Source organism: Corynebacterium sp. NML140438 (assembly GCF_001875725.1).
Classification (GTDB): domain Bacteria; phylum Actinomycetota; class Actinomycetes; order Mycobacteriales; family Mycobacteriaceae; genus Corynebacterium.
Genome location: NZ_MLCQ01000013.1, coordinates 1 through 12,722, shown reverse-complemented (window position 1 = coordinate 12,722; position 12,722 = coordinate 1). Strand labels below are relative to the sequence as shown.

15 protein-coding genes are annotated in these 12,722 nt (G+C 63.2%); 9 read left to right on the top strand and 6 right to left on the bottom strand.

Translation table 11 applies throughout. The features are described 5' to 3' along the window. Window positions 1–495 precede the first annotated feature (495 nt). Window positions 496–1,473 (bottom strand): pseudouridine synthase, encoded by a 978-nt coding sequence (locus tag BJP08_RS02630; RefSeq protein WP_071568133.1) that lies wholly within the window; start codon window positions 1,471–1,473, stop codon window positions 496–498. A 22-nt stretch (window positions 1,474–1,495) separates the two neighbouring features. Between BJP08_RS02630 and BJP08_RS11580 the strand changes: the two genes are divergently transcribed. From BJP08_RS11580 to BJP08_RS02615, 4 genes are all read left to right on the top strand, one after another. After that, on the top strand, window positions 1,496–1,642 hold the full coding sequence (locus tag BJP08_RS11580; RefSeq protein WP_177221703.1) for a hypothetical protein: 147 nt from the start codon (window positions 1,496–1,498) through the stop codon (window positions 1,640–1,642). Between the two features lie 76 nt (window positions 1,643–1,718). Next, window positions 1,719–2,612: a universal stress protein gene (locus tag BJP08_RS02625; protein ID WP_071568132.1), complete on the top strand. Its 894-nt coding sequence runs from the start codon at window positions 1,719–1,721 to the stop codon at window positions 2,610–2,612. Between the two features lie 142 nt (window positions 2,613–2,754). Continuing rightward, window positions 2,755–3,024, top strand: coding sequence for a GlsB/YeaQ/YmgE family stress response membrane protein (locus BJP08_RS02620; RefSeq protein ID WP_071568131.1), 270 nt, complete (start codon window positions 2,755–2,757; stop codon window positions 3,022–3,024). A 140-nt stretch (window positions 3,025–3,164) separates the two neighbouring features. After that, window positions 3,165–3,797, top strand: coding sequence for a TetR/AcrR family transcriptional regulator (locus BJP08_RS02615; RefSeq protein WP_071568130.1), 633 nt, complete (start codon window positions 3,165–3,167; stop codon window positions 3,795–3,797). On the opposite strand, the gene yidC is transcribed toward BJP08_RS02615, so the two are convergent. Then, window positions 3,760–4,866, bottom strand: a complete 1,107-nt coding sequence (gene yidC / locus BJP08_RS02610) for a membrane protein insertase YidC (RefSeq protein WP_071568129.1) — start codon at window positions 4,864–4,866, stop codon at window positions 3,760–3,762. The two genes, BJP08_RS02615 and yidC, sit on opposite strands and share 38 nt — an antisense overlap. Before the next feature lie 16 nt (window positions 4,867–4,882). Between yidC and BJP08_RS02605 the strand changes: the two genes are divergently transcribed. Continuing rightward, window positions 4,883–5,674 (top strand): class E sortase, encoded by a 792-nt coding sequence (locus BJP08_RS02605; protein ID WP_070361743.1) that lies wholly within the window; start codon window positions 4,883–4,885, stop codon window positions 5,672–5,674. A 3-nt stretch (window positions 5,675–5,677) separates the two neighbouring features. Then, on the top strand, window positions 5,678–5,830 hold the full coding sequence (locus tag BJP08_RS11575) for a hypothetical protein (protein WP_168156155.1): 153 nt from the start codon (window positions 5,678–5,680) through the stop codon (window positions 5,828–5,830). A gap of 4 nt (window positions 5,831–5,834) precedes the next feature. On the opposite strand, the gene BJP08_RS02600 is transcribed toward BJP08_RS11575, so the two are convergent. Beyond that, window positions 5,835–6,395, bottom strand: a complete 561-nt coding sequence (locus tag BJP08_RS02600) for a DUF2020 domain-containing protein (RefSeq protein WP_071568128.1) — start codon at window positions 6,393–6,395, stop codon at window positions 5,835–5,837. Here BJP08_RS02600 and BJP08_RS02595 point away from each other — a divergent pair. After that, entirely contained in the window at window positions 6,394–7,656 is a 1,263-nt protein-coding gene (locus BJP08_RS02595) for a sensor histidine kinase (protein ID WP_071568127.1), read from the top strand. The two genes, BJP08_RS02600 and BJP08_RS02595, sit on opposite strands and share 2 nt — an antisense overlap. Then, on the top strand, window positions 7,653–8,291 hold the full coding sequence (locus BJP08_RS02590; protein WP_071568126.1) for a response regulator transcription factor: 639 nt from the start codon (window positions 7,653–7,655) through the stop codon (window positions 8,289–8,291). Before BJP08_RS02595 ends, BJP08_RS02590 begins: the two co-directional genes overlap by 4 nt. A gap of 7 nt (window positions 8,292–8,298) precedes the next feature. On the opposite strand, the gene BJP08_RS02585 is transcribed toward BJP08_RS02590, so the two are convergent. Together BJP08_RS02585 and BJP08_RS02580 are read right to left on the bottom strand one after the other, a co-directional pair. Beyond that, window positions 8,299–8,619: an Lsr2 family protein gene (locus BJP08_RS02585; RefSeq protein ID WP_071568125.1), complete on the bottom strand. Its 321-nt coding sequence runs from the start codon at window positions 8,617–8,619 to the stop codon at window positions 8,299–8,301. Window positions 8,620–8,711: 92 nt separating this feature from the next. Then, a complete protein-coding gene (locus BJP08_RS02580; protein ID WP_071568124.1) occupies window positions 8,712–9,341 on the bottom strand; it encodes a DUF6474 family protein in 630 nt (209 codons plus the stop codon). Between the two features lie 86 nt (window positions 9,342–9,427). On the opposite strand from BJP08_RS02580, the gene BJP08_RS02575 reads away from it, so the two are divergent. After that, window positions 9,428–10,903 (top strand): TM0106 family RecB-like putative nuclease, encoded by a 1,476-nt coding sequence (locus BJP08_RS02575; protein ID WP_369816371.1) that lies wholly within the window; start codon window positions 9,428–9,430, stop codon window positions 10,901–10,903. A 24-nt stretch (window positions 10,904–10,927) separates the two neighbouring features. On the opposite strand, the gene BJP08_RS02570 is transcribed toward BJP08_RS02575, so the two are convergent. After that, the gene (locus BJP08_RS02570) at window positions 10,928–12,103 is read right to left on the bottom strand and encodes an MFS transporter (RefSeq protein WP_083428370.1); all 1,176 of its coding nucleotides are present in this window, start codon (window positions 12,101–12,103) and stop codon (window positions 10,928–10,930) included. Window positions 12,104–12,722: the final 619 nt, after the last annotated feature.

Sequence of the window (12,722 nt, the reverse complement as noted above, 5' to 3'; positions counted from 1 at the left end):
AAGCCCGCCCGCGCTGATGGTACTGCACCTGGGAGGGTGTGGGAGAGTAGGTTACCGCCGGCCTATAATTTCATGGTGGTGGATGTGGTACCCGGTGTGGGTATCACATCCACCACCTTTTTCGTGTGCGTAGGGTTGCGCATTGCAGTGGCCGTGGGGGTGTGCGGGGGATGTACCTTGTTGTGGGGTGTGGGGTGTGTGCTGGGGATGTATCTTGTTGTGGTGTGTGCGGCACCGGATTGTGGTGTGTGGGGTCCCGGGGGTGACAAACCACGCTTAACTGTCCGGGGATGTGGGGTATAACCCGTGGTCGCGGAGAGTGGGGTGCGTGTTTTGTCACTGCGCGTATGGGTAATCCGGGTTACTCGACACCAGATTCCTGTTTTTAGGATGGTGTCGTTGATTTTTAGCTAGCAGCGTCCACTGCTAGAGGAAGTGTGGTGCACAGCCCCCTTGTCTACCGTTGGAGGCGCACTATTGGTACGCCGAGAGAGTTTATGGCCAGGAAACCGAGGGGTCCGTCGTGAAGTGGACGTCGTTGCCGGAGAGTGGATCTGTGAAAGCGACCGAAATGCATTCGAGAAGCATTGGTTTGCTGAAGTCATCCTCTCCGAAAGGGTGAGGTATGGGGTAGATAGAGTCGCCGATGATTGGGACGCCAGCGTCAAGCATTTGAATGCGGAGCTGGTGCGTGCGTCCAGTGATTGGTTCTAGGAGATACCGTCCGACTGGCCGCTCCACCCCGTAGCGCTCTTGAACGGCGGCCTCTTCGCTCGAAGGTAATCGGGTGGCTCCAAGATATATGGTTTCTGAGTTGGGTTCCACCCCGCGGACAAGCTTGGATGCGAGTTCACCGTGCGCCTTCACAATGTGATGGCGCCACGTACCGGAAACCAGCGAAGGATCATAGGGGGCTATCGCCGAGTAGAGGCGGCGGACTTCTCGCCTGGCGAACATGTCCTGGTACGCACCGCGAACTTCCTGACGCTTCGTGAGCAGCAGCAAGCCACTCGTCATGCGGTCCAAGCGGTGGGCCGGGGTGAGTTCTTCGTTGCCGGTCTCGCGGCGCAGGCGGACGGTGAGGGTCTCGGTGATATGGGCGGCACGTGGCATCGTGGCTAAGAAGGGTGGTTTATTAACGATGAGGACGTTGTCGTCCTCGAAGACGACGGTGTGCGTGAAGGGGACGGGGGTTTCGGGAGCGGGGCGTCGATAAAAGAAAACGTCGGTGCCTCGCTGCAAGATGTCTGAAGGAGTGAGCGGGGTACCGTCGCGGAGGACGACTTCGCCGTCGGTGAAGCGCTGGAGGACGGCGGTGGCGTCGTCATCTGGGTGACGATGGCGCTGCCCCATGATGACTTCGGTGAGGAAATCGCCGGCGGCGATGGGGGCGTCGGGGACGCGGATTCGTGACGCACCGAGGCCACCGCGCGGCGGCAGTGGCGGGGCCGACTTCCTTCGTTTTCTACTCATATCCTTTGCTAGATTAGTCGCTATGGATATTGGAGCGATGTTGGAACCAGTACTGGCGTTTTTCAACGAGGGCATCGGGAAGGTCATCGCGGACGTAATGCGTGCGCTGTACGAGACGTTCTTCCCTGCAAACGCTGAGGGTGCGAAGCCCGTCGAAATTCCCAAATAAGGGCCACGATATCGGTGTGGGTTTTGTCTACAATGGGGGTAGATATTGCCTACCTTCCTGAGAAAGGGCGAAACACATGTCGAATCAAGAAATGGTCGTCGTTGCTGTAGACGGAAGCCCAGCTTCCCATAACGCGGTCCGCTGGGCGGCGAATACCGCAGCGAAGCGGGGAATTGCACTGCAGCTGGCTGCGAGCTACACGATGCCACAATTCCTGTACGCGGAAGGGATGGTTCCACCAAAGGAACTGTTCGATGACCTGCAAAAGGAAACCATCCAGAAGGTCGACGAGGCGCGTGAGATTGCGCTTGAGGTCGCCCCGGACATCAAGGTTGGACACGCGGTCGCAGAGGGTTCCCCGATCGACATGTTGCTTGAGATGTCGCGGACCGCAACCATGATCGTCATGGGTTCGCGTGGTCTTGGCGGGCTCTCCGGCATGGTGCTGGGCTCCGTATCGGGCGCGGTTGTTTCCCACGCGAGCTGCCCGGTCGTTGTGGTCCGCGAGGATAACAACGTGACGGACGAGAACAAGTACGGTCCGGTTGTCGTCGGCGTCGACGGTTCCGAGGTTTCCCGCCACGCGACGGAGGTCGCCTTTGAGGAGGCGCACGCTCGCGGGGCGGAGCTGATTGCGGTGCACACGTGGATCGATACGCAGGTGCAGGGCCCGGGAGCAGGCTTCTCCGTGACGGATGAGCACTGGAAGGCCGTGCAGGAGGAGAAGGACGAGATCCTCAACGGATACCTGGAGGAATCCGCCGCGAAGTACCCGGACGTGCAGATCCGTAAGGTCATTACGCGTGACCGCCCAGTCCGTGCGCTGACCGAGGCTGCCGAGGGCGCACAGCTCCTGGTCACTGGCTCGCACGGTCGTGGTGGGTTCAAGGGGATGCTGCTTGGTTCGACGTCCCGTGCGTTGCTGCAGTCCGCGCCGTGCCCGATGATGGTGGTTCGTCCAAACAGCTAATTTTCCTGGAAGAAACCAGGTCCCAGCTGCACCGTTCCCGGATCGTTACCTGTTGGTGCCCGAATCGTAGTGGCATTATGCCCGAATGAGAGGCACCATGGTCAGTAGACATTAAACGATCGTTATAGAAGGGAACGTGCACATGCTGGGACTTAGCTTTTTCGGCTGGATTATTATTGGTGGACTTGCGGGCTGGATCGCCTCGAAGATTAAGGGCAAGGACGCCGATATGGGCATCGGCCTGAATATTATTGTCGGCATTATTGGTGGCCTGATTGGCGGTTGGTTGCTGGCGAAGTTCGGAGTGGACGTCGATGGTGGTGGACTCTGGTTTAGCTTCTTCACCTGCATCCTTGGTGCGGTGATCCTGCTGACCATCGTCAACTTCGTGAAAGGCAAGCAACGCCAATAACCACTAGCGCGCACTGCGCTCAATGAATTCGCCGGCCGGAGGGGCACACCCCCGGCCGGTATTTTTCTTTTCAGAAACTGCGGTACGCGGTAAGGTGAACGTACTGGTTTGTCTACTAAAGATTTTGGAGGAGCAGTCGCGTGAGCAGCGGTACCACCAGCAAGGCAAAGAGCGCTTCCAGGAGGCGGAATCGTCCCAGCCCCCGGCAGCGGCTGCTGGACGCCGCCACGAAACTTTTCCAGGAAGAAGGCATCCGCGTCATCGGTATTGACCGTATTTTGAGGGAGGCGGACGTTGCGAAGGCGTCGTTGTACTCGTTGCTTGGGTCGAAAGATAACCTGGTCATCGCGTATATCGAGCGGCTGGACGAGGAGTACCGGCAGCGTTGGGCGGAGCGTACTGAGCACGTCTACGACGCGGATGGAAAGGTGCTGGCCTTCTTCGATATGGCGATTGAGGAGGAGCCGGACCGGGAATTCCGCGGCTCGCCGTTCCTCAACGCTGCGAACGAGTACCCGCGACCTGACACCGAGTCCGAAGAGCGCATTGTCGCGGCGTGTAAGAAGCACCGTCAGTGGATGTATGACACGATTACGCACCTGCTCAGCGTGAAGAACGGCTATAACTCGGCGTCGCAGACGAACGAGCTGCTGATCTTCCTCGACGGTGGGCTGGCGGGTGCCCGCTTCGTGCGCGATACCGCGCCGCTGGAAACCGCCCGTGCGCTGGCGAAAGCTACGCTTGGGACTCCTCCTGCCGACTATTCAATTTAGCCTCCCGCTTCACCTTCGACCGCTCTTTCTCGATGGCCTTTTTAGTGCGCTTTTCCTCGCGCTTGGCCTTGGCAAGGGCGGTTTTTTCTGCGCGGATGTCGCGCCGCACCGCCGGGATCGTCGTTGGTCGCATGAGCGCGCCAGCTTTCTTGCGGCGCCAAGCCCGCTTGCGCTTACGCTTCTCCCGTTTCTTTTCGACGTACACTTCGCGCGCCTGCCGCACATGGTTGCGGTGGACCTCTTCGGAGGGGAACCGCTTCACAAGCAGGGTCCAGAGCAGAACGGTCTGTGAGGCAGTCCAGAAGTTGTTGACTACCCAGTACAGCAGTAGCGCGATCGGTACGAGGCCGAGCAGGCCCGCCGTGGTCAGGGACAGCGCAATGAAGGGGATCATCCAGTACAGGAACCGGTAGCTGCCGCGGGTGAACGCGTTTTCCCACTCGAGGGTGGTGCGGTTGCGGATCTGGGAGAGCAGCAGGTTGATGCTGGTGAAGCAGATGGCGGCGATGAGCATCGGGATGGCCAGGCCGCGAACGGCGTCGACCGTGGTGCCGAGGGAGGCAAACTGCTCGGGTGTCATGGAGACGTAGGCGGGGAGGGGGACGTCGAAAAGCGTGGTGTTGCGGAAGCTTTCGATCTCGTCTGGGGTGAGCAGGCCGATCTGGTGGGCGTCGCCGACGTCGGGGACGGCGAGCCAGTACAGCAGGCGGTACAGGCCGAAGAAAAACGGCAGCTGGATCATGGCGGGAACGCAGCCGGCGAGCGGGTTGTAGCCGTGCTCGCTGCGGAGTTTCTTGATGGCTTCGCGCTCCGCCTCGATGTCCTCGAGTGCGGTGGAGCTGCCGTAGCGGTCCGCGATGGCTTTCATGTGTGGCCGCATCATGTAGCTGGTGCGGCCTACCTTGTACGTCTTCCAGGAAAACGGTGCGATGGCGCCGCGCACTGTGATGACCAGCAGGATGATGGATGCGATCCAGGCGCCAGAGACGGGGGCGCCGAGGACGTCGGCGAGGAGCCAGTGCCAGAACTGCAGCACGGCGGATACGGGATAGACGAGGATTTCCATCATTCGCTAATGTTAGGCCATGGTTTACCAACAACCCAGACGCAAGGTGCGCGCCTCCCAGGTGTTCGGCGAGGTGCTGCTGACCATCGGGGCGTTGTTGTTGCTGTTCGCGTTTTACGAGTCCTATTGGACGAATATCGCGTCCGGCAAGATGCAGAACGAAGCGCAGGACACGTTGTCGGAGCAGTGGAAGAACCCGCGCCAGCTGCGCGCGCCACAGCTTGGCGACGCATTCGCGCGCATGTACATCCCTGCGTTCGGGTCGGACTACCAGTTCGCCATCATCGAGGGCACCGACGAGAACGAGTTGTTGGTGGGTCCGGGCCGCTACCCGGACACGCAGATGCCGGGCGAGCCGGGCAACTTCGCGGTGGCGGGCCACCGCGTGGGCAAGGGAGCGCCGTTCAACGACCTTGGGGCGCTGAACAGTTGTGACGCCATCGTGGTGGAGACACAGGATTCCTGGGTGACGTACCGCGTGCTGCCGATGGGCCTGGACCCGCAGGAGCGCCGGGACGTGGCGGCGGGCTGCGTGCCAGCCGAGATCAACGAGCCGATCGCGACGGGCGAGTACCGCAACGTGGTGGGCAGGCACATTACGCTGCCGGGAGACGTGAACGTGATCAACCCGATCCCGGAGCAGCCCTCCATTGAGGTGCGCCCGGACATGCTGGGCATGATCACGCTGACCACGTGCCACCCGCAGTTTTCGAACGCGGAGCGCATGATCATCCACGCCGTGCAGACTGAGGTGCTGGCGAAAACACCGGGCGAGCAAACGCTGCCGCAGGCGATGTCGGAGGTGAAATAGACAATGTATGGAGCACTTTGGCGGATGCTGCCGGGGCCTACGCCGGTGAAGTGGCTGCTCGCGATCGTGATCGCGGTGGCCGTGTTCTTCCTGCTGATGGAAGTGGTGTTTCCGTGGGTGTCGGCGCAGATGCCGTACAACGACGTCGCAGTGTAACGCTCTAGAGCTGCAGGTTCTTGATGGTCTCCTCGGCGACGAGCTGCGCCTTGATGGACTCGTCCTGGTTGGTGAACACGGTCACGGCCGTGTTGCCCTTGGCCACGGAGTAGGCGGCCCCGATCCTGTTCGGGACGGCGCCGCCGCCGTGGCGTCCGCCGTTCCACCCGGCGGGCTGGTTGGCGGGCTCGGTGTACTCGATGGGGGTGGCCCAGTCGACAACGGCCATGGCGTCTTCGGGGCTGTCCATGTGCCGCACGATGACGGTGAGTTGCGGCTCGGGCGGGTAGGACCAGAACTGGCAGGCTGGGGGGTCGAAGCGGGCGTCGATACCTACGCCGGTGACGCGCTGCCCGTTGGCGTCGGCGACCCAGTCGGTGTCAAGGTATGGGCAGGGCTGCCACGCGTTGCGGTCGGTGGAGGGTAGGGCGTCGAGTGGCAGTGCGGCCTCCTGCTTCTCGACGTCCCCTTCGCCCGCAGGCGCGGGGTTGGGCTCGGGGGCGGCGCACCCGGCGAGGACGCTCAATGCCGTGACCGCTGCAAGGGTGGGTACTCTCAAACGCATGGGTTCCAGATTAGCTGTGTTATCGCCGGGCCCGGCAGAGACCACCGAGGTGCCGGTGAACCGCTCCTTGGATATTGGTATCACGGTGCTGTCGGTGTCGCTGGTGTTGGTGTCGCTGGCGGCGTTGGCGCGGATGTCGCTGGATGAGGCGCTGCTGCACATCACCTTGGTGACGACGTTTTCCTTCCTCCTGTTTTACGGGATGACCGAGATGCATTACTGGGCTACCCCGGGCCGTGTGCTGTGGCTCGTGGGGCTGACCGGCGTGTGGATGCTGGACACGACGATCTCCGTGGTGGCGATGTACTGGGTGTTCACCCTGTTCTTCGTGTACATGCGGGCGTTCAACGACTGGCGGGGTATTGCCGGGGTTGCTGCTGGGCTTGTGATCACGGTGCTGGTGCAGCTGCCGGACCAGATCACGCTGGGCAGCGTGCTGGGGCCGGCGCTGTCGGCGGTGGTGGTCCTGGCGATCAACTACGCATTCACCACGATTACGAAGGTGAGCGACGAGCGCGCCGAGCTCATCAACGAACTGTTGGAGACACGCGAACAGCTGGCGAGCACGGAGCGCGCCGCAGGTGTGGCGCAGGAGCGGGAGCGGATCGCGCACGAGATTCACGACACGGTGGCGCAGAACCTGTCCTCGATCCAGATGCTGCTGCACGCCGCGGAGCGCGACCTGTTGGCCACGAGCCTTTCGGAGGAGGAGCTGGCGGCGCCGCTGAAGAGGATGGAGACGGCGAGGAGGGCGGCGTCGAGAAACTTGGCGGAGACCCGCGCGATTATTGCGGCGCTGACGCCGGCGCCGCTGAGCACGACGTCGCTGGAGGAGGCGCTGCGACGCATCGCGGCGGACTTCGGCACGACGGGCGACATGGACATCGAGGTGGACGTCGACGGCGAGCCGGAGCAGCTGCCGATGCGCATCGAGGCCGGCCTGCTGCGTATCGCGCAAGGCGCGGTGTCGAACGCGGTGAAGCACTCCGAGGCGAGCCGGATGCGCATCACCCTGACGTTCGGGGACGACGAGGTCCGCCTCGACGTGGTGGACAACGGCAAGGGGTTCGACGTGGCGAGCCAGGCCCAAAAGCCATCCGGCTTAGGCCATTTAGGGTTGGATGCCATGCGTTCGCGGGCCACAGAATTGGGTGGTGAGCTGGAAATTGAGTCCCAACCCGGCGGGCCGACAGCGCTTTCTGTGGCGGTACCGGCTAGTATCAAACAAAAGACCGACCACGTGGAGAGGAAAACTTCATGATTCGTGTGTTGCTGGCAGATGACCATGAGATCGTCCGGCTGGGCCTTCGCGCTGTGCTCGAGGAGGCCGAAGACATTATGGTCGTCGGCGAGGTCGCAACCGCTGAGGGTGCGATCGCGACGGCGCAAGCCGGTGGCATCGACGTCATTTTGATGGACCTCCGCTTCGGCGCGGGTGTGGAAGGCACCCGCGTGACCACGGGTGCGCAGGCGACCGCGCAGATCATCGCCTCGATGGCCAACCCGCCGAAGGTGCTGATGGTCACCAACTACGACACCGACGCCGACATCCTCGGCGCTATCGAGGCCGGCGCCGTCGGCTACCTGCTGAAAGACGCCCCGCCGGAGGAACTCGTCGCTGCGGTGCGCTCTACCGCGCGTGGCGACGCCACCATGTCCCCGGTGGTGCGCGAGCGCCTCGAGACGCGCGACCGCACCCCGCGTTCCTCGCTCACGCCGCGTGAGCTGGAGGTGCTGCAGTTGGTGGCGGCGGGGTCGTCGAATAGGGAGATCGGCACGGAGCTCATGCTCTCTGAGGCGACCGTGAAATCCCACCTCGTGCACATTTACGACAAGCTGGGTGTGCGCTCCCGTACTTCGGCGGTGGCGTCGGCACGCGAGCAGGGCGTGCTCTAGCGCCGCGCTAGTAGTAGGGGTGGGCGTCGTGGAAGGCTTCCACGATGCTCAGCGGGATCTTGCCGCGGTTGGCGATGGGCAGGCCTTCGGTCTGCGCCCAACGGCGGATCTCGGCGGGGTCGAAGGCTGGCTCGTTGGCGTCGTGCACCTCCCTGGCGGCCTCGACGTAGGGCTTGAGCGTTGCCAGGAAGCGCTCCGCGTTCTCCGGCTTGAGGTCAAGCACGTAGTTCTTGCCGTGTAGGCCGAAGCGGATCACGCGAACATCCGACTCGTGCAGGGGTGTGTGGTCCAGGTCGTCGAAGAACTGGGTGATGTTTTGCCGCGCCATGGGGCTGTCCTTTCTCCGGTACTCCCAAGAGCGATACTTGGGAGTAGTGCTCGCGTTTGGAGGAAGTCTAGCAAATACTTTGGCCAATAATACTAATTGAGTTTCTTCTGCACTTCTGCGGACAGTTTCTGCAGGTCTTCATCAATCGAGTTGTGCGCCAGGCGCTGCTGGACCGGGTTCATGTGCTCGGCGTTTTCCACCGCGGTCTGCAGCTCCGCGAGGCGCACCTTCGCGTCGGTGGCGAAGCCCTTCGGCAGCTCGGCCGTCTTGACCTGGCCCTCGAGCGCGTCGACGCGCGACTTCAGCTGCCCGCCGCGCTCAGAAAACCGCGAGACCTCCTGGGAAGACAGGCCGACGCTCTGCGCGCGCTGCTGCACCTGCTTCTGCTGGTAGGACGTCCACCCCTTGTAAAACAGTGGCAACAGCACCGGCAGCAGGAGGCGGGTCGCGCCGAGGAACTGCTTCGCCTTCTTCGTCGTGATGCCGGACTCCTCAATGCGCTGCAGGTGCGCCTTCGCCAGCTTCTCCTCGTGCTTGCGCTTCTGCTTCAGGCCCTGCTTCTCTGCCTTCAGCAGGCGCTTCTCTGCCTTATCCAGCAGCTTGGCGGTGCGGAAGTCCTGCTTCGCCTCCTCCTTGGCAAGCTTGTGGGCGTGCGCCTGCGCGGCCTTAATCTCAGCCTTGGCCTTCGTGCGTGCTTTCCGGATGGATTTGAACAGTCCCATGCGAGTTAACTCCTTTACGCTTCAGCGTTCGTTTGGACACCAACCTTACCTGTTTCTCCACTGCGCCTAGTAGAATATTGCCCATTGTGAGTACGTCGAAGCAGGATGGCACACGCATGCGGCCGTCGGATCTTGTGGGGTGCCGCTTCCGGTTCCGCCGGAGGTGCCAGCTCCCGGACTACCCGTCGCGCGAGGAGGCCGAGGCGCACCTGCCGCAGCGCATCGCAGTGCAGGAGGCGGTACTCGCCCAGCTGCCTACTAAGCCAGCGCTTGGCGACGGCCGGCGCCGCCTCTTCACCCGCGCCGACGCCGCGGACGCCACCACCGAGGGCGTCTTCGACCTGATGCGCCGCGGCACCCACCTGATCACGCGGGCGACGCTCCATGGGGACATCGCCGGGGTGGCGGTCGAGGTGGACGTCGACATCCTGGTGCGCACCGCCGACGGGTACGTGCCAGTGATCATCTCGAACCACAGAGTCGCGCGCACGCACCCGACCTCGACGCTGCAGGCCGTGCCGGTTGGGCGCCTTGGGCTGGGGGCACCACTGCGGGTAGCGGGCAAGTACCGCCACCACACCATCGACGGCTACCGGCTAGCCATGGCGCACCTCCTGCTCGGGGAGCGCTCCGCGGGCCGCGGCGGCGTCATTGGGCAGGATAGGTCGCTGGCGTACGGAGTGGACGTCGAAAAGTATGTCGCGCCGCTGCTGCTCGCGCTCGCCGAGCCCACGCCCGAGCACCCAACCCGCTACAAACAGTGCGCCACCTGCAGGTTCTGGCCGCTGTGCCTGCCTGAGCTCGAGGCGCGCGACGACATCTCGCTGGTGCTACCCGGCGGCAAGGGTGACCGCTTCCGCGCCCAGGGCATCACGACGGTCCAACAGCTTATCGACGCCCAGCTCGGCGAACCTTCCCGCATCGCCGAAGCCTGGCGCGCCGGGATACCCCTGCTCAGGAGACCGGGACCGATCGGTATTCGCCGCGCGGACGTCGAGATCGACATCGACATGGAGTCCTACATGGACCAAGGCGCCTACCTGTGGGGCACCTTCGACGGCGAGCGCTACCGGCCGTTCGTGACGTGGGAGGAAGTCGGCGGCGACGCGGAGGAAGCCAACTTCGGTGCGTTCTGGCGCTGGCTCCTCGACCAGCGCGCCCAAGCCCACGCAGATGGCAAAACGTTTGCCGCCTACTGCTACGCCGCCGCCGGCGAAAACCACTGGCTGCGCATGTCCGCGCAGCGCTTCGCCAGCATCGACGCCAAGGAAGTCCAGGAGTTCATCGCCTCCGACGAGTGGGTCGACGTGTTCGCGGCGGTGCGCAAGCACCTCGTCGGTACCGACGGGCTGGGGCTGAAGGTGCTCGGGCCCATCGTCGGCTTCCTCTGGGAGGACGACGACATGGACGGCGAGGCCTCCATCGACCGCCGCTTCGCCGCTATCCGGGGCGACGAGGACGCGAAGCAGACCCTGCTGCAGTACAACGAGGACGACTGCCGCGCCACCCGCGCCGTCCGCGAATTTCTCGACGCCGACGCCCCCGGCATCCCTTTGCTCTAGCTTTGGGCTTTAGCGCCTGGTGTTTTAGTGCCTGGTGTTGCGCGCCACCGCCGCCGTGATCAGCACCAGCACCACCACGAGGCAGGCCAGCACCATCGTGAACCCGGCCCACGGCAGCAGCTCGTACACCCAGCCCGACGCAGCACCCAGCATCGAGGACCCCATGTAGTACCAGAACACGTACATGCTGGACGCCTCCGCCCGGTCGTGCTCCGCGATGATGCCGACCCACGCCGAGGCCGTCGAGTGCATCGCGAAGAAGCTGGCCGTAAACACCAGCAGCCCGGCCAGCAACGCCACCAGGTTCGGTATCGCCGCCAGTACCAGCCCCGCAACCATGAGCGACGCCCCGCCAATCACCACGTGACCGCGCCCGTACTTTCGCACCAGCGCCCCCGCGCGCGACGCTGACCACGTCCCCGACAAGTACAGCAGGAACGCCAACCCCACCAGCGACGGCGGCAAACCGAAGTAGTCAATCGCGCGGAACCCGAGGTAGTTGTACAGGGAGACGAACACGCCCATCCCGATGAACGCCGTTGCACACAACGCGAGAATCCTTGGGTTCTTCGCGTGCCGAACCATCGCCCGGAACTCATTGCCCGGCCGCAACTTCGCCTTCGGCGTGAAGTTGCGCTGCGCAGGAAGGAGGATCGCCGTCGCGATCGCGAGTGCCAGTGCCGTCACGCTGCTGGCCGCGAGCGCCCACCTCCACGACGTGACCGCCAGCAGCCCCGTCGGGATCAACCTGCCGGTCAGCCCGCCAATCGTGTTGCCCGCGATGTACAGTCCCATCGCGCCGGGCAGGTCCTTGGCGTCGAGCTCCTCGGACAGCCAGGTCATCGCGACGGCTGGGGTGCCCGCGATGGCGACGCCTTGCAGGGCGCGCAGCAGCACCAGCTGCTCTATCGACTGCGCCAGCGGCAACAGCAGGCCAATCCCCGTCGCCACCAGCGCCGACACGATCAGTACGCGCCCGCGCCCGTACTTCTCCGAAAGTATCGACGCCGGCACCACACACAACGCCAACCCACCCGTCGCCGCCGACACCGTCAGCGCCGTCGTCGACGGCGAAGCGCCGAAGGCCTCCGCCAGGGTGGGCAGCAACGCCTGGGTGGCGTACAGGGCGTTGAAGATTCCGAGCCCGGCGAGCAGCATCGCGACCGTCGCGCGGCGATACTCAGGGCTGCCTTTCTTCATGTTCCACATCCTGGCACTTTGTGACGGAGACCTCAAGGAGCGTTCTAGATTGCTGCACCACATTCCTGGTTTTCCCTTAGTGCGTGGGGGAATGTGGTGTCTTTGCGCTGTGGCCCGCGGGTCGGTGGGTGCATCTAGCCAAATAGTTCCCAAGCCCGGGAACCATTTTGTGTGTGAGGCCGGTTCCGGTCGACCAACGGCTGTATTTTCCCAGGTCGCAACGGCTGTCTATGAAAATAGTTCCGGCGATCACGAATTGGTGGGGAACTTTCTCAAAGGGACGGGGAATGAACCGCCCTAAACCGGCCCGGCTAACCCCGCCAGCTACCCCCTCTTGCCTAAAAGGTAAGCCTACCCTAATATCTCTTGTGGGTCCTGGTTCCTTCAACGGACTCGTCGTGAATACAGATAAAACCCGCCGTGTTTCATAACCCTCTATGAAACACGGCGGGTTGCCTTTAGCGGGACTTACTTGGAAGCCGCTGCGAATCGGGGTTAAGGGTCAAAATGTGTGTCTGGCTCGGCGTGTCGCGGGGGTTAGATTTGGCCTTTTTGAATGCCGATTGAGTGGGTGTAGTCGGTGTCGATAGCGTTGTCGTAGAGGGCTGGGCGTCCTGTT